Here is a 22,475-nt window from a genome sequence, read left to right on the forward strand (position 1 = left end):
TCAGTCGGTGACCAGCAGCACGATCAGGGTGCGGGGCCCGTGGACTCCCTCCACCCGCTCCAGCTCGATGTCGCTGGTCGCACTCGGACCGCTGATCCACGTCTGCGGCTGGGCAGCCTCCGCATCGGGGTGCAGGCGAGCCACGGCCTGCGGCACATCGGCCACCACCTGCTCGGCGCGGACCACACAGACGTGGGTGTCCGGCACCAGGCTCAGCGCGCGGCGCCCCTGGTCCGGGCCATGGTCGAGCACGATCGTCCCGGTCGCGGCGATGCCGACTGCGGCGGCGGTGACCACCGCATCCACCCCGTCCAGCCCCGCGGTGTCGACCTCCTGCTCGGCGACCACCCGCATCGACCCGTGGCGCACCTCGGACAGCCACCGGTCATCGAGGCCGGTGGGGACGACCACCGAGGAGCACCCGGCCACCTGCAGGGCGCCAGCCACGGCCCGCGGCAGGTCGGCGGAGGTGACGGGCTGCACGGTGGCCCGGTAGTCACGCACCACCTCGGTGAAGCGCTCCAGCACCCCCTCGGCAGGTGGTTCGGCGCCCTGCATGGTGGGCATGGTGCGGTGCCCGACCTGCGGGTCGGGGGCACCGTCCACGTCGGCGAGCGCGCCGCGCAGTCGGTCCAGGATCTCGCTGCGGGCGCTCATCGCTCGCCTTTCTCGGTCGTGTCGTCACCGTGCTCGCGGGCCCACCACTGGCGGAAGGTCTCCGCGGGTGGCGCCGAAAGGTCCCGCGCCCCGGTCCACGCGCCGAGGCCGGGCAGCGCCCGGAACGGCCGGTCACCCCGCAGTCGACCCACGGTGGTGGCGGCCCGTTGAGCAGCCTCCAACCGGCGGTGGTCGGACATCACCCAGGTGGCCGCCTTCATCGCCGCCGCCTCGGCCCGGTGCCCGCCGGCCTCCACCGAGCGCTCCCGACCCTCCACCAGCAGCGTGGGGATGTCGATGCGCACCGGGCAGGCGTCGAAGCAGGCGCCGCACAGGCTGGAGGCGTAGGGCAGGGAGGCGTCCACCTCGGAGGACACCCCGCGCAGCAGCGGGTTGAGCACGGCGCCGATGGGGCCGGGGTAGACCGAGCCGTAGGCGTGGCCACCGGTGCGCTCGTAGACCGGGCAGACGTTCAGGCAGGCCGAGCAGCGGATGCAGCGCAGCGCCTGCCGGCCGGTGGTGTCCGCCAGGGCATGGGACCGCCCGTTGTCCAGCAGCACCACGTGCACCTCCTGCGGCCCGTCGCCGGGGTGCACCCCGCTCCAGACGGTGGTGTACGGGTTCATCCGCTCGCCGGTGCTCGAACGCGGCAGCAGCTGCAGCATCGACTCCAGGTCCTCCCAGCGGGGCAGCACCTTCTCGATGCCGACCACCGAGACCAGGGTCTCGGGCAGGGTCAGGCACATCCGGCCGTTGCCCTCGGACTCCACCACCACCAGGCTGCCGGTCTCGGCCACGGCGAAGTTGGCCCCGGAGACCGCGACCTTGGCGCGCAGGAACTTCTCGCGCAGGTGCACCCGGGCCGCCTCGGCCAGGCGGGCGGGTTCGTCGGTGAGGTCCGCCGGCGCCGGGCGGCCCACCCGGCCCATCTCGGCGCGGAAGATGTCCCGCACCTCGCTGCGGTTGCGGTGGATCGCCGGCACCAGGATGTGGCTGGGCAGGTCACCGCCGAGTTGCACGATGAGCTCGGCCAGGTCGGTCTCCCAGGCGTGGATGCCCGCGCCCTCCAGGGCCTCGTTCAGCTCGATCTCCTGGGTGGCCATCGACTTGACCTTCACCACCTCCTCGGCCCCCTTGGCCCGGGCGATGTCGATGACGATGCGGTTCGCCTCGGCAGCGTCGCGGGCCCAGTGCACGGTGGCCCCACGGGCGGTCAGCTGCTCCTCGAGCTGCTCGAGATAGTGCGGCAGGTGGCGCAGCGCCTCGTCCTTGGTGGCCTCCCCGGCCAGTCGGAGCTGCTCCCACTGGTCGACCTCGCCGACCACCTCGGCCCGCTTGGCGCGGATGGTGTGGGTGGCGTGGTGCAGGTTGCGCCGCTGCGTGCTCTTGCCCAGCGCCTCGCGGGCCGCTTCCGGGAAGGGAGGCATGCCCAGGAAGGTGGGCGAGGTCTGCTGGACCGGTCCGGGAATGGTCGTCATGCTGGGTCCTCCTGGGTGGATGCGAGCACCTCGGCCAGGTGCAGGGTGCGCACGCCGGACCGCTGCCGGCCGAGCACTCCGCCGATCTGGGCCAGGCACGAGTTGTCCCCGGCCACCACGACCTCGGCGCCGGTGGCCGTCACCTGCCGGGCCTTCTCGGCCCCCATCGCCACCGAGACGTCGGAGTTCTTCACGGCGAAGGTGCCGCCGAAGCCGCAGCACTCCTGCGCCCCCGGCAGCTCGCGCAGGTCGATGCCGCGCACCGCCCGGAGCAGCTGCAAGGGGCGGTCGCCGACGCGCAGCATGCGCAGTGAGTGGCAGGTGGGGTGGTAGGTCACCGAGTGCGGGAAGAAGGCCCCCACATCGGTGACCCCCAGCACGTCGACGAGGAACTCCGAGAGCTCGTGCACGCGCGGGGCCAGCGCGGCGGCATCTCGCTCCAGGCCGGTGTCGCCCACGGCGCGGGCGATGCCGGTGTGCTGGTGGCGCACCGAGCCCACGCAGGAGCCCGAGGGGGCCACCACCGCGTCGTAGTCACCGAAGGTGTCGATGAAGGAGCGCACCAGTCCGGCGGCCCGCGGCCCGTACCCGGTGTTGGTGAACATCTGGCCGCAGCAGGTCTGCTCCATCGGGAAGTCGACCTGCACCCCAAGACGCTCCAGCAGTCGGACCGTGGCCTTGGGCGCCTCGGGCCACATGGTGTCGTTGAAACAGGTGGCGAACAGGGCAACCCGGCGGGGGCGGGAGGGTGGGAGAGAGGCGCCTGCAGCGCCCTCGATCTGGGCAGTCGTCACGGCATCCGTCCTTCCAGCACGGTGGCCTGCAGGCCGACGATGAGGCAGGCCACCACCAGCCTACCGATGCTCCAGGGCAGCCCCTTGCGCAGGATCTCCGACTCCCGCCCGCGCGGGGTTTGGGCGGACCTCACGCGGGACTGACCCGCGAGGGCTCAGACCGTCAACAAGGAGGCGCCCCTGCGGCGGGCCTTCCCCGCCGCAACCGGCTCGTGGGAGTCCGCCGTCTCCTCCCGCCGCCACCCACCCACGGCATCGGCCAGGACGGCACGCCCCGAGTCCATCGTCAGCACCCGGTCCATGAGTCCCAGGTGTCGCTCGTCGTGGGTCACCACCACGGTGGCCACGTCGTGCTCCCGGGCGATGTCCACCAGACGGGCGAACACCTCGCCGGCACGGGCCGGGTCCAGGGCCGAGGTCGGCTCGTCCACGAGCAGCACCTTGGGGTCGCCCATGATGGCGCGGGCGATGGAGATGCGCTGCTGCTGGCCACCGGAGAGCTGGTGCGGGCGGAGCCCCTCCACGCCGGGAAGGTCCATCTCGGCCAACAGGCTCCGGGCGCGCTCACGGGCGGCGGCCAGGTCCTTGCCGCGCGCGCCCCGCAGACGGGCCACCAGCTCCAGCTGCTCCAGAGCCGTCAGGGCCGGCAGCAGCTTGGCCTGCTGGAACACCAGGCCCACGGTGTCGCGGCGCACGGCGTCACGCTCCGAGGCGCCGAGATCGCCGCACTCCCGGCCACCCAACCGCACGCTGCCCCCATCGGGGTGGCGCAGCAGGCCGGCCACGGCGAGCGCGGTGGACTTGCCCGAGCCGGACGGCCCGGTGAGGGCGATGATCTCGCCGGGCGCCACCTCGAGGGAGAAACCGTCCAGCACGTGGCGCACGTCGTCGCCATCGGGGAAGCTCACGGTCACATCAGTCAGTTCGAGGCTCATCGGGCTCCCTCCAGGGCCAGCGCGGGGTCAATGGTCAGGACGCGGCGGACGGCCAGGGCGCCGCCCACGAGTCCGGCGGCCACGAGCAGCAGCCACGGGACGACGGTGGTCAGGACGGAGAGTTCGAAGGGCACGGCGCCGGTGGTGACGACCCAGGCGCCCAGGGCGGCGGCCACGAGGGCACCGAAGCCTCCGCCGACCACGAGGAGCAGCAGGCCCTGCGTGAGCACGTCGGTGACCAGGGTGCGGCGGCGGGCGCCGAGGGCGCGCATCACCGCCAGGTCGCCGGTGCGCTGGATGGTCCAGACGGTGAGGAAGGCACTCACCACCACCGCGGAGACCACGAGCAGCAGGCCGCGGATGAGGTTGAGCGAGCCCTGCTCGGAGGCGTAGGAGCCCACGGCCTGGAGGGCCTCGCCGCGGTCCATGACGGTGGTGCCGGCGGGGGCCTTCGGGTCGGCCTCGGGGAGCACCAGGGCGGTGGCGGCCGAGCCGGTGGCCATGGGCAGCTGCTGCCAGGTGTCCATGGGGAGCCACACGGCCGGCAGGTGGTTGAGGTCCAGGTACTCGTCGTCCTTGCCCACACCGGTGAGGGTGCCGTCGCGGTTGACCTTCGCGTCGCGCACGAGGTGGCCACCGGCGGCCTCGGAGAGGGGGCCGTCGGGGTCGATGCCGATGACGGAGACGGTCTCGGTGCTGCCGTCGGTGGCGATGCGTGCGGTGGCCATGCCCACCGCGTGCTGCTCGTTGCCGGCCACCTGCTCAGCGGAGAGCTGGCTGCGCGAGAGCTCCACCTTCTCGCCATTGCTCGGCGAGGCGACGACCACCGACTCGCCCGGCAGGGCCTTGACGGCCGAGACGCTCTGCGCACCCAGCCCGGCCGTGAGGCCGCTGAGGGCCACGACCAGCAGCGACACCAGTGCCACCACCAGACCCATGACCGCGAACCGTCCGCGCGCGAACCATGCGTCGCGCAGTGCCACGAACATCTCGTCCTCCTCGATCCTGCCCGGTCGGTTGTCCGGGCATGAACCAGTTCACCGCCCGGGGAGGCGGATTCCATCGGCTGACCGGTGGGGTGCGACCTCAACCGTTCGGTGGATGGCGGGCGGGCAGGTCCAGGAGGGGGCCCACACCGCCAGGGGCCGGGTCCGACACCGGCCCCTGCTCGCGGCGCGGGAAACCGTGCGCTGCACGGGAAAGGTGGCCACCGCACGGGAAGTTCCACGTGCGCCCGTGAGGTTTCCCGTGCCCGGCGACGGTTCCCGTGCGCCCACGCCACACGGCCCCGCACCACCCGCCACGGGCCGGCGTCGACCCGCCCACCACCTACGGTGACCCCATGGAACGCGTGACCCGGGTGATGGCGCAGGTGCTGATGCTGGCCCTCCTCGCCCTGGCCACGTGGCAGTCCGGGGCCAGCCCCCGCCCCACGCCCCCGGACACGGACCCCGCCCTGCCGTGGTGGACCTTTGGCCTGGCCGGTGCCGTCTGGTGGCTCACCCTCGGCGGAGCCTTCACCCGCCGCGTCGCCGGCTCCACCCCCCTCTCCCCCACCCGGGCCAACCTCGCCTGGCTGGTGGCGCTGAGCCTCGGGTGGGCCGTGCTCATGCACCTGCACCCGGCGTTCGCGTGGGTGGCCTTCCCGCTGTTCGTGCTCTGGCTCATGCACCAGCCGCTGCGCTGGGCCGTCCCCGCCGTCGCGGTGCTCACCGCCCTCGTCGCGAGCGCCGAACTCGCCTCCCCCGACGGGGGGCTCGGCGGCGTGGTGGGCCCCGCCATCGGTGGTGCCGCGTGCGTGCTCGGCGCCTGGACGATGACGCGCGTGCGCCAGGAGTCCGAGACCCGGGCGGCCCTCGTGGACGAGCTGCGCGACACCCGCGCCGCCCTGGCCGCCGCCCACGCCGAGGCCGGGGCACTGGCCGAGCGCCACCGCATCGCCCGCGACCTGCACGACACCGTGGTGCAGTCCTTCACGAGCGTGGTGCTGCTCACCGGCGCCGTGCCCGAGGGCCCCGACCGCGACCCACTGCTGGACCGCATCGAGGACGTGGCGCGCGACGGGCTCGCCGAGTCGCGCCGCGTGGTGGAGGCCCTGCGCCGCGAGGACGGCCGCAGCCTCACCGACGCGCTGCGCCAGGCCGCCGAGGCCGTGGTGGACCCGCCCACCGAGCTCGTCGTCACCGGCACCGAGCGCCAGCTGCCCACCGCCACCGAGGTGGGTCTGCTCCGCATCGCGCAGGGGGCGCTGGGCAACGTCACCGAGCACGCCGGCGCCACTCGGGCCACGGTCACGCTCACCTTCGGCGACGACCACGTGCGTCTGGTGGTGGCCGACGACGGCCGCGGCGGGGCCCGCCTGGACGCCCCGCCGCGCACCGACGGGGGCGCCACCCGCGGCACCGGGCTCACCGGGGCGCGAGACCGGGCCGCCGACCTGGGCGGCACGCTGGAGCTGCACTCTCCGCCGCGTGGCGGCACCCGACTCACCGTGGAGGTCCCCGCATGAGCGCCCAGGCCACACCGCGCCCCACCACCCGGGTGGTGCTCGTGGACGACCACCCCGTGGTGCGGGCCGGCATGTCGGCGGTGCTGGCGGCCGGCGGCGACATCGAGGTGGTGGCCGAGGCCGGTTCGCACGCCGAGGCGATGACGGTGCTCACCGGGTCGGGCGGGCCGCTGGCCGGGGCGGTGCCGGACCTGGTGGTGGTGGACCTGCACCTGGGGTCCGGGCCGGACGGGGCGGCGCTCATCCGCGACCTGCGCGCGGCCGGGGTGGCCACGCCGATGTTGGTGCTCACCGCCCACGACTCCGGCGACGACGTGCTGCGCGCCGTGGAGGCCGGGGCCGCCGGGTACCTGCTCAAGGACGCCCCGCCGGCCACCCTGCGCGATGGCGTGCACCGCGCCGCCGCGGGCGAGACGGTGCTGGCCCCGGCCGCTGCGGCGCACCTGGTGGCCGGGCGGCGCACGCCTGCCCCGGAGCCGGCGGCCGCGGCGACGCTCACCGCCCGCGAGCTGGAGGTGCTCCGAGGCGTGGCGCGCGGCCTGACCAACCGGCAGGTGGCGCGGGAGCTCGGCATCGGCGAGGCGACGGTGAAGACGCACCTGGTGCACGCGTTCACGGCGCTGGGGGCGGTCAACCGGACCGATGCGGTGCTGCGCGCGCAGGAGCTCGGCCTGCTCGACTGAGCGGGGCGGGGTGGCCCGCGGGGCTCAGGATGGTCCCGTCCGGACCACCCGTCCCGGGACGTGAGGGGGCCATGAAGGGTCACCTCGACTGTCGAGGTGACCCTTCATGGCCCCTCGGCGCGTGGGCCGCCGGGGCGACACCTGTCTCGCCCGGCGGCGCCCGGGGAACCCATCACCGAGCGGCCGGGAGAGCTTGCCCTCGCGCGTCACGACGTTATGGTGGGTCCGATCGACCGGTCGCGGGCCCCCGGCCCGGGGCGCCCGGACGGGCGTCGGGAGGGAGTCCGCGAGCGCACACACCCCCGACCCAGGAACCCCCATGTTGCAGTCACTCCACGACAAGCTGGGCCTGCGGACGTCACCCGTCATCTTCTTCGGGTCGATCGCGCTCACCGCAGCCTTCATCATCCTGACCCTCGCCTTCCCCACGACCATGGCGTCGACCTTTGCCACGGGCGCCGACTGGATCATCGAGAACCTGGGGTGGTTCTACATCCTGGGCGTGACGGTCTTCCTCATCTACCTCGTCGTGACGGCGCTCAGCCGCTTCGGCCGCATCCGCCTGAGCCCGCGGGACGAACCGCCCGAGCACAAGTTCCTCGTGTGGTTCAGCATGCTCTTCGCCGCCGGCATCGGGTCGATCCTCATGTTCTGGGGCGTCGCCGAGCCGGTGAACCACTTCGCCAACCCCCCGATGGCCGACGTCAAGCCCCAGTCCGACGACGCCGCCCGGGAGGCCATCAGCTTCACCCTCTACCACTTCGGGCTGCACACGTGGACGATCTTCACGCTGCCCTCGCTGGCGTTCGCGTACTTCATGTACCAGCGCAACCTGCCGCCGCGGGTCTCCTCGTTGTTCCACCCGCTGCTGGGTGACAAGGGCATCCACGGCCCGGTCGGCAAGGCCATCGACATCGTCTCGATCGTGGGCACCCTGTTCGGCGTCGCCCTGACGATTGCCCTGGGCACGCTGCAGATCAACGCGGGCCTGGCGCGGGTGTTCGGCATCGACCAGAGCGCCCTGAGCATCGCGCTCATCATCGGCGGAGTCACCCTGATGGCCCTGGCCTCCGTCATGGCGGGCCTCGACAAGGGCATCAAGATGCTCTCCAACGCCAACATCCTCGCCGCCGTCCTGCTGATGGTCTTCATCGTGATCAGCGGACCCACCCTCTACCTGCTCAAGGGCGCCGTCGAGTCGGTGGGCCTGTACGCGCAGCGCCTGCCCTACCTGGCCTTCTGGAACGACGCCTTCGGCGACAACCCGGGCTGGCAGCAGAGCTGGACGATCTTCTACTGGGCGTGGACCATCACGTGGTCGCCCTTCGTGGGCATCTTCATCGCCCGCATCTCCCGCGGCCGCACCATCCGCGAGTTCGTCTTCGGCGTGCTGGCCGCCCCGGTGACCTTCTCGGTCGTCTGGTTCGGCATCTTCGGGTTCGCCAGCTTCGACATCATCGGCGGCAAGGACGGTGGCAAGCTGGTCACCTCGGTCCTGGAGCAGGGCCCCGAGGTGGCGCTGTTCGAGTTCCTCGACCACTTCCCCCTGGCCTCGGTGGTCTCGGTCCTCGCGGTCGTCATCGTGGTGCTGTTCTTCGTCACCTCGATGGACTCGGCCTCGCTGGTCATGGACTACATGGCCCGCGGCCACGACGAGGACGACCGCTCCCCGGTCCTCCAGCGCGCCCTGTGGGCCGTCGCCACCGGTGTGGTGGCCGTGGTGCTGCTGACCTACAACCCCGATCCCGACAGCGACGTCATCGCGGCCCTGCAGGACATCATCACCATCGTGGGCCTGCCCTTCTTCGTCATGGGCTACCTCATGATGTGGGCCCTGAACCGCGCCATGCGCGAGGACGCCGGCGAACTGCTGCCGCTGGCCACCAAGCGGTGGCGCAAGGTGCTCCCGCCCGAGGAGGCCGAGCGACGCCGCCAGGAGGGTGACGAGGAGGCGTGGGACACCACCGAGGTGGAGCACGACCCGCACTACACCACCGAGGACGGTTCCACCATCGCCGCGCCGGAAACGGCGGCCTACGTGGCCACCGACCTGCGCGACGCCGACGGCAACGAGGCGTTCACCACCGAGGACCAGCAGGTGGAGGGCGCGCACCGCATCTGATCGCCTGCTCAGATATGGTGCGCGGGTGACTTCGCGCCCCGTCTCCCGCCGCTCCGTCCTGACCGCCTCCGCGGCAGCCGCCGCCACCGCCCTCGCCGGGTGTGGACTCTCCACCCCCGGCGGGGGCGGTGGCACGTCCGGCGCCCCGTCGGGCAGCGGCGGGGGCGAGGGCGACCACCCCGCCCTGGTGGTGGCCGGCACCGAGGAGCTGGGCGCCTTCAACCCCATCTCCGGCCACGGCGAGCAGGGCGGCACCGCGCTCTACGAGGGCCTGCTGCGCCTGCGCAGCGACGACCCCGAGGCCCTGCCGACCATGGAGCCCGCGCTGGCCGCCGAGGAGCCCACCGTGAGCAAGGACCAGCGCACCTGGCGCGTGCCGGTGCGCCAGGGGGTGCGCTTCCACGACGGCAGCGAGCTCACCGCCGAGGACGTGGTGGCCACCTACCGGGCGCTCCTGGACCCCGAGTCCGGCAGCGAGGCCGCGTGGGCCTACGACATGGTGAGGACGGTGGAGGCCGAGGGCGACGAGGTGGTCTTCCACCTGGAGTACCCCTACGTGGACTTCCCCAGCCGGATGCTGCTCGGCATCGCGCCGAAGGCCAAGTTCACCGGCGGGCCGGCCACCGAGTCCCCGCTCAACCGGGAACCCGTGGGCACCGGGCCGCTGCGCCTGGTCTCGCTCAAGCCCCACGAGGCCACGCTCGAGCGCTTCGAGGACTACTGGGGCGAACCGTCGGCCGTGCCGCGCCTGACCATCACCACCGTGCTGGACGAGGGCACCCGCGCCCAGCAGGTGCGCGCCGGCGAGGTGGACGGCACCGTGCTGCCGCCCAAGCTGGCGCAGGCCACCGCCGACGCCGCCGACCACCTGCAGCTGGCCGTGGCCAAGACGGCTGACTGGCGCGGCGTGAGCTTCCCCGAGAAGGCCGCCGTCGCCGCCACCCCGGAGCTGCGGGTGGCGTTGAACCTGGCCGTGGACCGGCAGGCCATGATCGATGCCGTGCTCGGCGGCCGGGGCACGCCGGCCGCCACCCCCGTCTCGGCGGTGTACGGCGACGCCTACGAGGACCTCGCCTACGAGCACGACCCCGAGAAGGCCAAGCAGGTGCTGGAGGAGGCCGGGTGGGCCCCCGGCGAGGACGGCATCCGCACCAAGGACGGCGAGCGGGCCGGGTTCACCCTGGCCTACGACCCCAAGGACTCCGTGCGCCGCGACCTGGCGGTGGCCTTCGCCGAGGACCTCAAGAAGGTGGGCGTCGAGGTGACGCCCAAGGGCATGACCTGGGACGAGATCGAGCCGGTCTACCGCGAGATCGGCATCCTGCTGGGTGGCGGCGACAAGCCGTACAGCATCGACAGCCAGGTGTTCGGGCAGCTGCACACCCCCATGAAGGGCGCCGCGTTCTTCTACAACCCCGGTGGCCAGGGCAGCGACGAGCTGGACGCCCTGCTGGAGAAGGCCCGCCGCGCCACCGACGAGACCGAGCGCAACCGCCTCTACCGGGACGTGCAGAAGAAGACCTTCGAGGACCCCAACGGCGTCTACTTCATGTTCCTCGAGCACACCTACGTGCACGACCCGCGCGGCTACGACACCGGCAACCTCGTGGTGGAGCCGCACGCCCACGGCGTCTCGTGGGGCCCGTGGTGGAACGTCGGCCAGTGGACGTGAGGCGGTGACGCTCTCCCGCATCGGCCGGATGACGGTGCGGCGCCTGGCGTGGTCGGTGCCCGTGGTGGTGCTGGTCTCGCTGGCCGTGTTCGCCCTCGCCGCGGCGAGCCCCCTGGACCCGCTGGAGGCGATGCTGGGCGACCGCTACCAGCGCCTCACCCCCGAGCAGCGCGCCCAGATCGGGCACGCCTCGGGCATGGACGCCCCGTGGTGGCAGGCCTGGTGGTGGTGGCTCGGCGACCTGCTGCAGGGCGACCTGGGGTTCTCGCACGTCTTCCGCCAGCCGGTGGCCGAGGTGCTCGCGCAGCGCGTGGGCTGGACGGTGCTGCTCACCGTGCCCGCCCTGCTGCTGGCCCTGCTGCTGGGGCTGGTGGGCGGCGTGGCCGCCGGGCTGCGTCCGCGCTCCTGGTGGGCGCGCACCGTGGCCGGGGTGGCGATGGTGCTGCAGGCCCTGCCGCCCTACGTGCTGGCCCTGGTGGGTGTGCTGCTGCTCTCGGTCACCTGGGGGCTGCTGCCCACCGGTGGCATGGGGCGCCCCGGCGAGGCCGTCACCGCATCGGGCCTGGTGCGCCACGCGGTGCTGCCGGTGACGGTGCTGGCGCTCAGCCAGGTGCCGTGGCTGCTGCTGGCCGCCCGGGAGTCGGTGGTCGAGACCGCCGCCTCCGATGCGGTGCGCGGCGCCCGGGCGCGCGGCCTCTCGCCGCGCACGGTGCGCCGCGGGCACGTGGTGCCCGCCGCCCTGGTGCCGGTGGCCACCCTCGTGGGGCTGCGGCTGCCGGAGCTGGTGGTGGGCGCCGTCATCGTGGAGGAGGTGTTCGCGTGGCCGGGCGTGGCCAACGCGCTGGTGCAGGCCGCCCTGCAGCTGGACTTCCCGCTCCTGGCCGCCCTGACCACCCTCACCACGGTGCTGGTGCTGGTGGGCTCGTGGGCCGCCGACGCGCTGCACCTGGCGCTGGACCCGAGGGCGGAGATCGATGCGTGAGCTGACCCGCACCGCCGGCGGCCGCGTGGCGCTGGGCACCCTGGCGGTGCTCGTGCTGCTCGCCGTGGTGCTGCCGCTGGTGGTGGACGACTCCACCCACCTCGTGGACGCCCTGCAGCCCCCCTCGGCCGAGCACTGGGCCGGCACCGACCACGCCGGGCGCGACCTGCTGGTGCGGGTGGCCCAGGGGCTGCGCGTGAGCCTGCTCATCGCGGCCCTCTCGGCGCTGGTGTCGGTGGTGCTCGGGGTGCTCGTGGGCGCCGCCGCGGCGAGCCTGGGCCGCTGGGCGGACGCCCTGCTCATGCGCACCGGCGATGCCGTCTCGGCCCTGCCGCACCTCGTGCTGGGCCTGGTGGTGGTGGCCCTCTACCCCGGCTCGGTGGTGGCCATCGTGGCCTCCATCGCGCTGACCCACTGGCCCACCGTGGCCCGCCTGGTGCGCGCCGAGGCGCTGGCCGTGCGGAGCTCGCAGTACGTGGACGCCGCCCGGCTGGCGGGCGCCTCGCGCTGGCAGCTGCTGCGGCGCCACCTGGTGCCGGCGGCGCTGCCCCAGGCGCTCGTGGCCGTGGTGCTGCTGCTGCCGCACGCGGTGTTCCACGAGTCCACGCTGAGCTTCTTCGGTCTGGGGCTTCAGCCCACGCAGGCATCGCTGGGCACGCTGCTGGCCCAGGCACGTTCCGACGTGCAGCTGGGCGCCTGGTGGTCGCTGGTGGTGCCCGCCCTGGCTCTGGGGGCCACCACCGTGGCGGTCGGCGGCCTGGGGCGGGGCCTCACCGACGCCCTGCGCTCCGGCGACGCCATGAGCGAGGCGGAGGTGCACGCATGAGCCCGATGACGGGGGCCACCCCCCTGGACGACACCGCCGCCCCCGCCGCCCGGGTGCACGGGCTCTCGGTGCGCCTGCCCGTGGCCGGGGGCCGCCACCGGGTGCACGCCGCCCACGCGGTGGACCTCGAGCTGCACGCCGGCCGGGTGCATGCCCTGGTGGGCGAGTCCGGGTGCGGCAAGTCCGTGCTGGCCAGCGCCCTCATCGGGCTGCTGCCGCCGGGCGCCGAGGTGGACGGGCGCCTGGAGGTGGCCGGCCACGCCCTGGGCCCGCGCGACGAGGCCGAGTGGCGCCACCTGCGCGGCCACCACGTGGGACTCGTACCGCAGTCGGCGGCCACGCTGCTCACGCCCACCCGCCGCGTGGGGCCGCAGGTGGCCGAGACCCTGCGGGCGCTGTCCCCCGAGGCCCACGGCCGTCGTGGCCGGGAGCTCGACGCCCTCGTGGCCCGGGCCCTGGAGCGGGTCGGCCTCGGGGCGGGAGTGGTGCGGCTGTACCCGCACGAGCTCTCCGGGGGCATGGCCGCCCGCGTGGCCTACGCGCTGGCCACGGCCGGACGCCCCGCGGTGCTGCTGGCCGACGAGCCCACCGCCAGCCTCGACGAGGCCAGCCGCGAGGCCGTGCTGGACCTGCTGCGCGAGGCCGCCGACGACGGCGCCGCGGTGCTGCTCATCACCCACGACCTCACCTCGCTCGGTGCCCACGCCGGACGGGTGGACGAGGTGTCGGTGATGTACGGCGGGCAGGTGGTGGACCACGGGCCGGCCGAGGTGCTGCTCGCCGCCCCCGGCCCCCTCGACGCCCCCGACCCGGTGGGCACCGGCGGCCCCGGGGAGCCCGGCCGCCACGCCTACACGCGCGCCCTGGTGGCGGCCCTGCCGCGGCACGGGCTGCACCCCATCGGTGGGGCGCCGCCCTCCCTGCTCGATGCCGTGACGCCACCCTCGGTGGAGGAGCGGCTGGCCCAGCCCGTCCCCGGAGGTGCCCCGTGAGCGACACCCACCCCGCCCCCACCCCCGCAGCCGCCGGCGAGGAGGCGCGTACCGGCACCCCGCCCGGCCCCGGGCCCGTCGTACGCCTCGCCGGCGTGACCGCCGCCCCCGCCCCCGGCACGCCGGAGGTGCTGCGCGGCATCGACCTCGAGCTGCTGCCCGGCACCACCACCGCGGTCACCGGCCCCAACGGTGCCGGCAAGTCCACGCTGTGCCGGGTGGTGGCCGGGCTCGTGACGCCCTCGGCCGGCACTGTGGAGGTGGCCGGGCGGGCACTGCACCCCGGGGTCCCCGCGGCCGGGGTGGCCATGCTCTTCCAGTCGCCGCGCCGCTCGGTGAGCCCCCGGATGACGCTGCGCCAGGCCATCGCCGAGCCGGTGGAGCTGCGACGCAGCCGGGAGCGCCCCTCCCGCCGGGCCGTCCGCGAGGCCGTGGACGCCGCCGCCGCGGAGGTGGGCCTCACGCCCGACCTGCTGAGCCGCCGCCCGGCCGCGGTCTCCGACGGCCAGCTGCAGCGCGCCGCCCTGGCACGGGCGCTCGTCATGGAGCCGGCCGTGCTGCTGGCCGACGAGGCCACCGCCATGCTCGACCCGGCCACCACGGCATCGGTGGTGGGCCTGCTGCGGGCGCGGGCCGCATCGGGGCTGACGGTGCTCACCATCAGCCACGACGCCGAGCTGCTGGAGGCCTGGTGCGTCGCCCCCGGCGACCGTGTGCTGGAGCTGGCGGCCCTCAGCCGGCGATGACGCCCGCGGCCGCGCGCCGCCCGGTGAACAGGCACCCACCCAGGAAGGTGCCCTCCAACGACCGGTAGCCGTGCACGCCCCCGCCGCCGAAACCGCTCACCTCGCCGGCGGCGAACAGCCCCGGCACCGGCCCACCGGCCGCGTCGAGCACCGCACCGTCCAACCGCGTGGCCAGCCCGCCCAGTGTCTTGCGGCTCAGGATGCGCAACCGCACGGCCATGAGCGGCCCGGCTGCCGGGTCCTGGAGGTCGTGCGGTGCCACGGAGCGCACCAGTTTGTCGCCCAGGTAGGTCCGCGCGTCGCGCAGCAGCCGGCGCTGCGGGTCGTCCTCGCGTCCGTGGGCGGCCACGGCCTCGCGCACGGCGGCCCGGTCCAGCGGCCGTCCGCCCATCGCCTCCATGCGGCCCAGCAGCGTCTCCAGGTCGTCGGCCTCGATGACGTCGTCCCCGGCGTCGACGAAGGCCTGCACCGGTGCCGGCACGTCCGTGCGCACCCGCCCCAGCACCCCGCGCACCGACCGCCCGGTGAGGTCCGGGTTCTGCTCGCTGCCCGAGAGCGCGAACTCCTTGCCCACGATGCGCCGGTTGGTCACGAACCACGAGTGCTCCGCGCCGGTGGCCTGGAGGTGCTCCAGCGTGCCCAAGGTGTCCGTGCCGGGGAAGAGCGGCGCGGGCAGCCGGTGCCCGTCGGCGTCGAGCCACAGCGAGCTCGGCCCGGGCAGGATGCGGATGCCGTGCCGGTGCCACACGGCCTCCGGGTTGCCCAGGCCCTCGGTGTAGGCCCACATGCGGTCGGTGTTCACCCACGCCGCGCCGGCCTGCGCCCCGAGCTCCAGCCCGGAGCCGTCCACGTACGCGGGCACGCCGTGCAGCAGGTCCTCCGGCAGGGCGCCCAGGCGCTGCGGCCAGGCGCCGCGCATCATCGCGTCGTTGCCCCCGATGCCGCCGGTGGCCAGCACTACCGCACCGCCGCGCAGCTCGGTCTCCCCGGTCACGCGAGTGGCGCGGGCCCGGCCGCGCTCACCCGTGGGCAGGGTCGCCCGGGTGCCGGAGGTCGTGCCCGACGCGCTCCCTGGGCCCGGTGCGGTGGCGGCCGCGTCGCGCCCGCCCACCGGGCCACCGTCGGCCTCGAGCACCTCGGCCCGCACGCCCACCACGCGGTCGCCCTCGCGGAGCAGCTCGACCACCCGGTGCCCCGGCAGGTAGGTGGCCCGCCCCGCCTCGATGCCGCGGCGCAGGTCGTCCACGAAGGGCTGCACCAGCCCCGGCCCGGTGCCCCAGGTGATGTGGAAGCGCGGCACCGAGTTGCCCGGCCCGGTGTTCTCCACACCGGGTCCACGGTTGTCGCCGCGCTCGGCCCAGCCCACCACCGGGAAGAAGCGGATGCCCTTGGTGGCCAGCCACTCCCGCTTCCCGCGGTGCGCCCACTCCACGTACGCGCGCGCCCACTGGCGGCCCAGCGCGTCCTCGGCGCGGTCCCAGCCGGCGGTGCGCTCCCAGTCGGCCCACGCGAGCTCCAAGGAGTCCTTCACGCGCAGCCGGCGCTGCTGCGGGGAGTCCACGAGGAACAGCCCGCCGAAGGACCACCAGGCCTGCCCGCCCAGGTCGGTCTCGGGGGAGGCGTCCACCAGGGTCACGGTGCGCCCGGCCGCCAGCAGCTCCGAGGCGCAGACCAGGCCGGCCAGGCCGTGGCCCACCACCACGGCATCGGCCGGTGGGGTGGCACCGGCACCCGGAGCACGGGACGAGGTGGGGCGGAACGAGGACGACGCGGGACTCATGGGGCCATCATGACGCGGCCGGGGCCCGGCGCAGGCGCGCCTCGGTGGCCGCCACGCCGAGGGCCAGCGGCACCGTGAGCAGCGCCCCGAGGGCCAGCAGGCCGAACCCGCCGGCCAGGCCAGTCGCCACGGCCAGGGCACCCACCACCATCGAGCCCAGGCCCGTGCCGGCGTCGTAGCCCACGTTCCACACGGTGGAGGCCGAGCCCAAGCGCGCCGGACCGGCGCGTTCCACCATGAGCACGAAGGTGTCGTTCTGCAGGGCGCCGAAGCCCACCCCGAAGCAGGCCGCACCCAGCACGGCCACCAGGTCGGAGGAGAGCTCGGCGGGCAGCCACCCGGGCAGGGCGCGTGGGCCCGTCATCGCCGCGGCCATGAGGGCCACACCGAGCGCCGAGAGGCCCGTCATCGGGGTCAGGAGCGGGCCCACGCCTCGACGGTCGCTGAACGCCCCCGCCCAGGCGCGCCCCACCATCTGCCCGGCGGAGACCACCAGCAGCGCCCAGAACACCGCGCGGGCGTCCTGCAGCCCGATGCCGAGGAAGGTGCCCGCCGCGCCGAAGGCCAGCGAGCTGGCGAAGAGCACCACCGCCGGGGTGGCCCACGGGCGGCGCGCCGGCAACCCCTCGGCGGCCGCGGTGGCGGGGGCCAGCTCCTCCGGCGGGGCCTGCCGCTGGCGGATGCGGGCGGCCAGCGGCGCCACGAGCACCGCCGCCCCACCGGCCAGCCAGAACACCGTGGACCACCCGGCGCCGTGCACGAGCGGCAGGCCGGCGGGCAGGGCGGGGATCTGCGCGGCGGCCAGGGCCACGCCGTACATGCCCACCGCACGGCCCCGCAGGCGCGGCGGGGCCAGGGAGGCCGAGAGCGCCGACCCGGACACCACGAGCAGCCCGAAGCCGACCCCACGCAGGGCCTGCACCAGGTGCACCCCCCACAGCTCGGTGGTCCAGGGCAGCGCGAGCGCGGGGGCGCCCATGAGCACCAGGCCCGCCACGTACGGGCGCACGTAGCCCACCCGTGCCAGCAGCCACGGCATCGCCAGCTGGGCGGCCACGCAGGCGCCCATCATCACCGTGGTGGAGGCGCCCACCCCGGCCGGGGAGGCGCCCAGGTGCTCGGCCCAGGCCGGCACCACCGGCAGCAGCAGGGCGAAGTTGACGAAGGCACCCACGATGCCGACCAGCATCCACAGGTAGGAGGGAGTGAACAGGCCCTCGGCGGGTGCGTGCGGGATGCGGGGTGAGTCGGACACGCCGCGAGGGTACCGACCGGGCGCCCACCCTCCCCGGGCGCGATGGGCCCGTGAGCGTCCGGGCGGTGTGGCACCCTCGGGGCATGGCCGAGGACCGTCACACCCAGTGGGCGCGGCGCTTCGACCTGCTCGGCGACCCGACGCGGCTGCGGCTGCTGGACCGCATGCACCACCACCCGGGGTCCACCGTGGCGGAGCTGGCCGAGGCCGCCGGCATCAGCCACGCCACCGCCTCGCAGGCGCTGCGCACGCTGCGGACCCAGGGCTGGGTGGAGGCCACCCGCGACGGCCGGTCCATGCGCTACCGCCTCGTCGACGAGACCGCCCACCGCCTGCTGCACGTCATGGGCGCCGACCACGCCCTGGACGCCCCCGACTGACGCCCCCTCAGCAGGGGTCGCTCCGGGTGTCCCGGGGGCGGTCACGCCGTGGACGGACCCACCCCCGGCGAACCGGACCCGCCCCCGGCCCGGTAGCCCACCTCACGCGCACCGCCGTCGCGAGCGCGCCACCGCATCGGCCACCATCTGCCGCACTGCCTCCGGCCGGTCGAGGTCCGCCCAGACCAGCCGCACCACCTCGTGACCGGCACGCTGCATGGCCAGGTCCCGCCGCTTGTCCTCCACCGCCAGCCGGCCGTGGTCGCGGTACTTCACCATCCCGTCGAACTCGACCACCACCCGTTCACCCCGGACGCGCAGGTCCACCCGTCCCAGCCACTCCCCGTCGGCGGTCACCAGGTTGACCTGCGGCTCCACCTCGATGCCGAGCCGCCCCAGCAGCAGCCGCGTCCGGGTCTCCCCCGGCGACTCCGACCGTCCGTCCGCCAGCGCCAGCGCCGCCGCCGCCCGCGCGTGCACCGGTTGAACCCGGCAGCGGTCCACGAGTTCCTGCACCGCCTCCCGCGTGGTGGCCCCAGCGTGCAGGGCGGCGTCCAGCACCACCACCCCCGCCTCGAGGCCGTAGCGGTCCGCCACGCCGACGGCGGCATCGGCCACGGGCACCACCTGCACGCCCCGGCACCGCACCGGGTGGACGCCCGGGTAGCCCCGGTAGACCGTGTGCGCACGGCGGCGCCGCCCCTGGCCTCCCCGGGTCCGGCTGCCCTCCACCACCGAGGGAAGCCGCAGCAGGGGCAGCCCGTGCAGGACGGCCGCGGACGCGTGGCTGACGGCCGTGTCCGGCCCCCAGGTGCGGGCGACGGCCACCGCGAGGCGGGCGTGCCGCTCCCGCGCCGGGGCCTCGGCCCACCGCCGCCCCTCCACGTAGGCGCCGCGGGCCACACGCACCAGGGCTCCGCGCCGCACCAACGTGGCCGCCGCCTGCTCCCCGATGCCGCACCCCGCCAGCTCGTCCCAGCGCACGCAGCCGTGGTGCACCGCCACGAGAGCGGCCAGCGAGTCCGGCAGGGGCGGCGGGGTCGGCGCGGCGGGCGAGTGGGGTCCGGGCGGGGCGGTCATGGCGGCATCGTGGCCGAGCGGGGCCCACCGCCGCGCCGCACCGTCCACAGCAGGCGTGGTCCGCGGCTCCCACCGCCGCCCGAGCTGCCCGGGGTGGGTTCGGTTGTCCCGGGTCGACGCCGCCCACGACGTCATCCACCCCCGGCGAACCGGACCCACCCCGGATCAACCGGCGCCACCCCGCCTGACGCCCCCTCAGCGCAGCGCGGCCGGGTCCACCTCCCAGCCGCCCGGCCCCACGGACCCGGCCTCGTACTCCTCCAACGGCACGTCGCCGACCGCCCACGCGCCGAGCACCTGGTCCATGAGCTCCCACGAGCGCACCGCCGTGTCCCCGCGCACCGTGAGCAGCGGGTCCCCGTCGAGGATGCCGGCGAGCACCTCCCCGTAGGGCAGCAGGTCCGGGGCGCCCACGGTGGTCGTGAGCACCTTCTGCTCGATGCGGGCGGGGTCCGTGGCGTTCATCGTCAGGTGCAGCTCCACCGGGCCCGGCTTGAGGCTCACCACCAGCTGGTCGGGCCCCTGCTGCCCGTGCAGCCCGTCGGGCACGTGCCGCACGTCGCGGAAGGTGATGCGCACCTCCTTGCGCTTCCTCCCCAGGGCCTTGCCGCTGCGCAGCACGAAGGGCACGCCGGCCCACCGGTTGGTCCGCACCTCCACCACCACCTGCGCCAGGGTCTCGGTGTCGCGTGCGGGGTCCACGCCCTCCTCGGCGGTGTAGTCCGGCACCTCCCGGTCACCGACCCGCCCCGCGGTGTACCGGGCCCGACGGGAGGCGCGGGCGGGGTCGTCGCCCCACAGGTGCGTGGCCCGGACGACGTGCTCCTTGAGGTCGCGCAGCTCGTCGGCGTCGATGCGGGCGGGCGGCTCCATGGCCACGATGGCGAGTACCTGCAGCAGGTGGCTCTGCAGCATGTCGCGCAGCGCGCCGGCCTTGTCGTAGTAGCCGGCACGGCCCTCCAGGGCGAGGTCCTCGTCGTAGGTGATCTCCACCATCGCGATGTCCTCCAGCACGAGCACCGACAGGATGGCGGGCGTCTCACGGTTGGCCATGGCCCCAAGGTCGCCCAGCGGCAGCGCGATGTGGGCGCTGTCCATCAGGTGTCCACCCGCCCGCTCACGGCCGGGGCCGGAAGGACCCCGCCCCCAGCACCTCCGAGAGCGCCACCAGCCCGGACTGCGCCCCGATGGCCACGAGCACGTCCCCGCCCCGCAGCTCCTGCCCGGGGGTGGGTGCGGTCACCACGGACTCGCCGCGCACCAGGGCCACCACGGAGCACCCCGTGAGGGTGCGGGCCCGCGTGTCGCCCAGGGTGGCACCGTCGTACCGGCTGCCGGGCTCCACCACGAGGCGGGCGGACTCCAGCCCGGGCACCTCGGCGGAGAGGTCGGTGAAGTGCTTGGCCACCCGGGTGGTGCCCAGCATGTCGGCCACCGCGTCGGACTCCTCGAGGGTGAGGTGCAGGCTGTCCTGGGCCCGGTCGGGGTCCTCGCGGGAGAAGGCGCACAGGTCGGCCACACCGTCCCGGTGCACCACCACCACGAGCGTCCGGCCGGCGCGGGTGGTCAGCTCGTAGCGGACCCCCACCCCGGGCAGCACCGACTCCTTGACCTGTGCCCTCTCTGCCATGGCTCAAGTGTCCCGCAGGCGGTGGCGCAGCTCGCGGGCGGGCACCGGCCCGTCGATGCGGTGCACGGTCACCCCGTCGCGCACCACCACGACGGTGGGCACGGTGTGCACGGACCACGCGGTGGCCAGCAGCGGCACCTCCTGGGTGTCCACGAGGGCGAACACGCGCTCGGTGCCGTCGACCGCGGCGGACCCGCCCAGCTCGGCGGCCACCTGCGTGAACACCGGCTCGAAGACCGAGCAACTGCCGCACCACGAGCCGGTGAAGCAGACCACCACGGCCCGCCCCGGGACGGCGAGGAGACCTGCGAGGTCCTCCACCCGACCCAGCCGGCGGACCGGGTCAGGCCGGGTCACGCAGTGCGCGCGAGGTCGGCCGGCGTGACGACCTCCTCGCCGGTCACCTCGATGACGCCGAATTCCTCGCCCTGCGGTCCCCTCATGAGCGCCTGGGCCGGCGACTGGCTGCCGTGGGGCGGCCTCGCCACGACGGCCCCGGCGGCGGTGGCGCGCTCGAGCCAGGCGGGCAGGTCCTCCACGCCGAACCAGACCGCCCAGTGGCTGGGGACCGAGGGCGGGATCAAGGCCTCGGGCACCACGCCCACCACCTCGCTGCCCCCCACCGTGCCGCTCACGTAGGACTCGTCGCCGCCCCCGTCTGAGGTCCAGTCGAGGTCGAGCACCGCGGCGTAGAAGTCGTGCTGCGTGCGGAAGCGCCGGGTGTGGAGCTCGTGCCGCACCACGGTGCCCACGCCGCCCATGGAGCGGTAGCCGGGGCTCCGCCGCGCCTCCCACAGGCCGAACGCGGTGCCCTTGGGGTCCACCGCGCAGCACAGGCGGCAGGCGTCCACGAGGTCCACGGGGTCGTAGAACACGGTCCCACCCAGTCGCGTGGTGGCTGCCACGGCGCGGTCCACGTCGGTGCACGAGAAGTAGGTGAGCCAGCCGGAGGGAGGCACCACGTCACCGGTCGCCTTGGGGCCGATGCCGGCCACCGGTCGGCCGTCCTGCCAGGCGATGTGGAACTCGTGGCCCTCACCGGTGAGCCGCTCCTGCTCGATCTCCCACCCGAAGACCGCGCGGTAGAAGTCCACGGCCGCCGGCACGTCGTCCACCTGGCAGTCCACCCAGCAGGGCACACCGGTGGGCCACGGCTGTTCAACAATCGTCATGGTCCAAGAGTGCCTTCCCCGGGCGCCGGATTCCAGTCCCCACAGGGACCCACACGGGTAATCAGCGGTTCTCCGCCACATATTCATCACCTGCGTACCGGGTGCCTGCCCCCACCGCCGAAGCCCCTCGGTCACCAGCCCCGCTCGCGCCACTGACCGAGCTGTGGGCGCTCGGCCCCGAGCGTGGTGGGGTCACCGTGCCCGGGGTGCACGTGCGCCGCGTCGTCGAAGCGCCCGAAGAGCCGCTCGGTCACGTCGTCCAGCAACTGCTCGAAGTCCTGCGACGACCACGTCCTGCCCACTCCCCCGGGGAAGAGCGAGTCGCCGGTGAACAGGTGCACCTCGTCGCCGTCGCGCAGCACCAGGGCCACCGACCCGGGGGTGTGGCCGCGCAGCGCCACCACCTCCAGCGCCAGGTCCTCGACCTCCAGCACCTCGCCGTGGGCCAAGGAGCGCACCGTGCCGGCGGGCAGGCCGGCCTCCTCCTCGATGGCGGCCGCGTCCTCCACGCCGCCGTGGGCCACCACACCGTCCCCACCGGCCAGCTCCGCCAGGGCCCGCACGTGGTCCCAGTGGCGGTGCGTGGTCACCACGGCGCGCAGGTCCGGCGCGCGGTCACCGGCGGCCTCGGCCAGCAGCCCGCGCAGGGCGGGGGCGTCGTCCGCGGCGTCCACGAGCACCTGCGCCCCGGTGGCCCGGGAGGTGAGGACGTAGCAGCGGTTGTCCATCTCGGAGACGCTCGTGCGGTGGACGGTCACGGTGGGCAGGTCGACGATGCGCAT

Annotated in this window: 23 protein-coding genes; 9 read left to right on the forward strand and 14 right to left on the reverse strand. The window is 74.8% G+C overall.

Annotated features, from left to right (window positions below):
- Genes ACFFHC_RS01470 through ACFFHC_RS01495 form a run of 6 tightly spaced genes read right to left on the reverse strand, consistent with a single transcriptional unit; the run spans position 1 to position 4,853 of the window.
- On the reverse strand, positions 1-657 hold the full coding sequence (locus tag ACFFHC_RS01470; RefSeq protein ID WP_141495043.1) for a LutC/YkgG family protein: 657 nt from the start codon (positions 655-657) through the stop codon (positions 1-3).
- Complete coding sequence (locus ACFFHC_RS01475; protein WP_070703552.1) at positions 654-2,135, reverse strand: lactate utilization protein B; 1,482 nt, start codon at positions 2,133-2,135, stop codon at positions 654-656. Before ACFFHC_RS01475 ends, ACFFHC_RS01470 begins: the two co-directional genes overlap by 4 nt.
- A complete protein-coding gene (locus ACFFHC_RS01480) occupies positions 2,132-2,929 on the reverse strand; it encodes a (Fe-S)-binding protein (RefSeq protein WP_256374414.1) in 798 nt (265 codons plus the stop codon). The genes ACFFHC_RS01475 and ACFFHC_RS01480 overlap by 4 nt, the downstream gene beginning before the upstream one ends.
- Positions 2,926-3,063 carry a hypothetical protein gene (locus ACFFHC_RS01485; RefSeq protein WP_168168416.1) on the reverse strand — a complete coding sequence of 46 codons (138 nt, stop codon included), beginning with the start codon at positions 3,061-3,063 and terminating at the stop codon, positions 2,926-2,928. The genes ACFFHC_RS01480 and ACFFHC_RS01485 overlap by 4 nt, the downstream gene beginning before the upstream one ends.
- A gap of 21 nt (positions 3,064-3,084) precedes the next feature.
- A complete protein-coding gene (locus ACFFHC_RS01490) occupies positions 3,085-3,864 on the reverse strand; it encodes an ABC transporter ATP-binding protein (RefSeq protein WP_101849892.1) in 780 nt (259 codons plus the stop codon).
- Positions 3,861-4,853 carry an FtsX-like permease family protein gene (locus tag ACFFHC_RS01495; RefSeq protein WP_070703550.1) on the reverse strand — a complete coding sequence of 331 codons (993 nt, stop codon included), beginning with the start codon at positions 4,851-4,853 and terminating at the stop codon, positions 3,861-3,863. Before ACFFHC_RS01495 ends, ACFFHC_RS01490 begins: the two co-directional genes overlap by 4 nt.
- 353 nt (positions 4,854-5,206) lie before the next feature.
- Between ACFFHC_RS01495 and ACFFHC_RS01500 the strand changes: the two genes are divergently transcribed.
- The 8 genes from ACFFHC_RS01500 (at position 5,207) to ACFFHC_RS01535 (ending at position 14,396) form a co-directional block, all read left to right on the forward strand.
- Complete coding sequence (locus tag ACFFHC_RS01500) at positions 5,207-6,373, forward strand: sensor histidine kinase (RefSeq protein ID WP_101849894.1); 1,167 nt, start codon at positions 5,207-5,209, stop codon at positions 6,371-6,373.
- Positions 6,370-7,056: a response regulator gene (locus ACFFHC_RS01505; protein ID WP_101849895.1), complete on the forward strand. Its 687-nt coding sequence runs from the start codon at positions 6,370-6,372 to the stop codon at positions 7,054-7,056. The genes ACFFHC_RS01500 and ACFFHC_RS01505 overlap by 4 nt, the downstream gene beginning before the upstream one ends.
- A gap of 319 nt (positions 7,057-7,375) precedes the next feature.
- Positions 7,376-9,178 (forward strand): BCCT family transporter, encoded by a 1,803-nt coding sequence (locus ACFFHC_RS01510; protein ID WP_070705398.1) that lies wholly within the window; start codon positions 7,376-7,378, stop codon positions 9,176-9,178.
- Between the two features lie 25 nt (positions 9,179-9,203).
- Positions 9,204-10,850: an ABC transporter substrate-binding protein gene (locus tag ACFFHC_RS01515; RefSeq protein WP_070705397.1), complete on the forward strand. Its 1,647-nt coding sequence runs from the start codon at positions 9,204-9,206 to the stop codon at positions 10,848-10,850.
- 4 nt (positions 10,851-10,854) lie between these two features.
- Positions 10,855-11,832: an ABC transporter permease gene (locus ACFFHC_RS01520; RefSeq protein WP_379802585.1), complete on the forward strand. Its 978-nt coding sequence runs from the start codon at positions 10,855-10,857 to the stop codon at positions 11,830-11,832.
- Complete coding sequence (locus tag ACFFHC_RS01525; RefSeq protein ID WP_070705884.1) at positions 11,825-12,658, forward strand: ABC transporter permease; 834 nt, start codon at positions 11,825-11,827, stop codon at positions 12,656-12,658. Before ACFFHC_RS01520 ends, ACFFHC_RS01525 begins: the two co-directional genes overlap by 8 nt.
- The gene (locus tag ACFFHC_RS01530) at positions 12,655-13,650 is read left to right on the forward strand and encodes an ATP-binding cassette domain-containing protein (RefSeq protein ID WP_238138210.1); all 996 of its coding nucleotides are present in this window, start codon (positions 12,655-12,657) and stop codon (positions 13,648-13,650) included. Before ACFFHC_RS01525 ends, ACFFHC_RS01530 begins: the two co-directional genes overlap by 4 nt.
- Positions 13,647-14,396, forward strand: coding sequence for an ABC transporter ATP-binding protein (locus ACFFHC_RS01535; RefSeq protein WP_379802586.1), 750 nt, complete (start codon positions 13,647-13,649; stop codon positions 14,394-14,396). The genes ACFFHC_RS01530 and ACFFHC_RS01535 overlap by 4 nt, the downstream gene beginning before the upstream one ends.
- Here ACFFHC_RS01535 and ACFFHC_RS01540 read toward each other — a convergent pair.
- Both ACFFHC_RS01540 and ACFFHC_RS01545 read right to left on the reverse strand, forming a co-directional pair.
- Positions 14,383-16,176 (reverse strand): FAD-binding protein, encoded by a 1,794-nt coding sequence (locus tag ACFFHC_RS01540; RefSeq protein WP_141495023.1) that lies wholly within the window; start codon positions 16,174-16,176, stop codon positions 14,383-14,385. The two genes, ACFFHC_RS01535 and ACFFHC_RS01540, sit on opposite strands and share 14 nt — an antisense overlap.
- A 7-nt stretch (positions 16,177-16,183) precedes the next feature.
- Positions 16,184-17,431 (reverse strand): MFS transporter, encoded by a 1,248-nt coding sequence (locus ACFFHC_RS01545; protein WP_141495024.1) that lies wholly within the window; start codon positions 17,429-17,431, stop codon positions 16,184-16,186.
- Positions 17,432-17,514: 83 nt separating this feature from the next.
- On the opposite strand from ACFFHC_RS01545, the gene ACFFHC_RS01550 reads away from it, so the two are divergent.
- Positions 17,515-17,811, forward strand: coding sequence for an ArsR/SmtB family transcription factor (locus ACFFHC_RS01550; RefSeq protein ID WP_070705466.1), 297 nt, complete (start codon positions 17,515-17,517; stop codon positions 17,809-17,811).
- A 102-nt stretch (positions 17,812-17,913) separates the two neighbouring features.
- On the opposite strand, the gene ACFFHC_RS01555 is transcribed toward ACFFHC_RS01550, so the two are convergent.
- The 6 genes from ACFFHC_RS01555 to ACFFHC_RS01580 all read right to left on the reverse strand — a co-directional run bounded on the left by ACFFHC_RS01555 (position 17,914) and on the right by ACFFHC_RS01580 (position 22,475).
- Positions 17,914-18,891 (reverse strand): type IV toxin-antitoxin system AbiEi family antitoxin domain-containing protein, encoded by a 978-nt coding sequence (locus ACFFHC_RS01555; RefSeq protein ID WP_379802587.1) that lies wholly within the window; start codon positions 18,889-18,891, stop codon positions 17,914-17,916.
- A gap of 195 nt (positions 18,892-19,086) precedes the next feature.
- The gene (locus ACFFHC_RS01560; RefSeq protein ID WP_379802588.1) at positions 19,087-19,989 is read right to left on the reverse strand and encodes a hypothetical protein; all 903 of its coding nucleotides are present in this window, start codon (positions 19,987-19,989) and stop codon (positions 19,087-19,089) included.
- Positions 19,990-20,008: 19 nt separating this feature from the next.
- Positions 20,009-20,521, reverse strand: a complete 513-nt coding sequence (locus ACFFHC_RS01565; protein ID WP_141494959.1) for a cation:proton antiporter regulatory subunit — start codon at positions 20,519-20,521, stop codon at positions 20,009-20,011.
- A 3-nt stretch (positions 20,522-20,524) separates the two neighbouring features.
- Entirely contained in the window at positions 20,525-20,878 is a 354-nt protein-coding gene (locus tag ACFFHC_RS01570) for a thioredoxin domain-containing protein (RefSeq protein WP_181443193.1), read from the reverse strand.
- The gene (locus ACFFHC_RS01575; RefSeq protein WP_181443192.1) at positions 20,875-21,693 is read right to left on the reverse strand and encodes a VOC family protein; all 819 of its coding nucleotides are present in this window, start codon (positions 21,691-21,693) and stop codon (positions 20,875-20,877) included. The genes ACFFHC_RS01570 and ACFFHC_RS01575 overlap by 4 nt, the downstream gene beginning before the upstream one ends.
- Positions 21,694-21,824: 131 nt before the next feature.
- Complete coding sequence (locus tag ACFFHC_RS01580; RefSeq protein ID WP_141494958.1) at positions 21,825-22,475, reverse strand: MBL fold metallo-hydrolase; 651 nt, start codon at positions 22,473-22,475, stop codon at positions 21,825-21,827.

Source organism: Kytococcus schroeteri, assembly GCF_042433515.1.
Taxonomy (GTDB): domain Bacteria; phylum Actinomycetota; class Actinomycetes; order Actinomycetales; family Dermatophilaceae; genus Kytococcus; species Kytococcus schroeteri.

Bases quoted from the DNA above. Each gene is read 5' to 3' on its own strand.
- ACFFHC_RS01470 (WP_141495043.1), bottom strand. From the start codon at position 657: ATGAGCGCCCGCAGCGAGATCCTGGACCGACTGCGCGGCGCGCTCGCC.
- ACFFHC_RS01475 (WP_070703552.1), bottom strand. From the start codon at position 2,135: ATGACGACCATTCCCGGACCGGTCCAGCAGACCTCGCCCACCTTCCTG.
- ACFFHC_RS01490 (WP_101849892.1), bottom strand. From the start codon at position 3,864: ATGAGCCTCGAACTGACTGATGTGACCGTGAGCTTCCCCGATGGCGAC.
- ACFFHC_RS01495 (WP_070703550.1), bottom strand. From the start codon at position 4,853: ATGTTCGTGGCACTGCGCGACGCATGGTTCGCGCGCGGACGGTTCGCG.
- ACFFHC_RS01500 (WP_101849894.1), top strand. From the start codon at position 5,207: ATGGAACGCGTGACCCGGGTGATGGCGCAGGTGCTGATGCTGGCCCTC.
- ACFFHC_RS01505 (WP_101849895.1), top strand. From the start codon at position 6,370: ATGAGCGCCCAGGCCACACCGCGCCCCACCACCCGGGTGGTGCTCGTG.
- ACFFHC_RS01510 (WP_070705398.1), top strand. From the start codon at position 7,376: ATGTTGCAGTCACTCCACGACAAGCTGGGCCTGCGGACGTCACCCGTC.
- ACFFHC_RS01525 (WP_070705884.1), top strand. From the start codon at position 11,825: ATGCGTGAGCTGACCCGCACCGCCGGCGGCCGCGTGGCGCTGGGCACC.
- ACFFHC_RS01530 (WP_238138210.1), top strand. From the start codon at position 12,655: ATGAGCCCGATGACGGGGGCCACCCCCCTGGACGACACCGCCGCCCCC.
- ACFFHC_RS01540 (WP_141495023.1), bottom strand. From the start codon at position 16,176: ATGAGTCCCGCGTCGTCCTCGTTCCGCCCCACCTCGTCCCGTGCTCCG.
- ACFFHC_RS01550 (WP_070705466.1), top strand. From the start codon at position 17,515: ATGGCCGAGGACCGTCACACCCAGTGGGCGCGGCGCTTCGACCTGCTC.
- ACFFHC_RS01555 (WP_379802587.1), bottom strand. From the start codon at position 18,891: ATGACCGCCCCGCCCGGACCCCACTCGCCCGCCGCGCCGACCCCGCCG.
- ACFFHC_RS01560 (WP_379802588.1), bottom strand. From the start codon at position 19,989: ATGGACAGCGCCCACATCGCGCTGCCGCTGGGCGACCTTGGGGCCATG.
- ACFFHC_RS01565 (WP_141494959.1), bottom strand. From the start codon at position 20,521: ATGGCAGAGAGGGCACAGGTCAAGGAGTCGGTGCTGCCCGGGGTGGGG.
- ACFFHC_RS01575 (WP_181443192.1), bottom strand. From the start codon at position 21,693: ATGACGATTGTTGAACAGCCGTGGCCCACCGGTGTGCCCTGCTGGGTG.
- ACFFHC_RS01580 (WP_141494958.1), bottom strand. From the start codon at position 22,475: ATGCGCATCGTCGACCTGCCCACCGTGACCGTCCACCGCACGAGCGTC.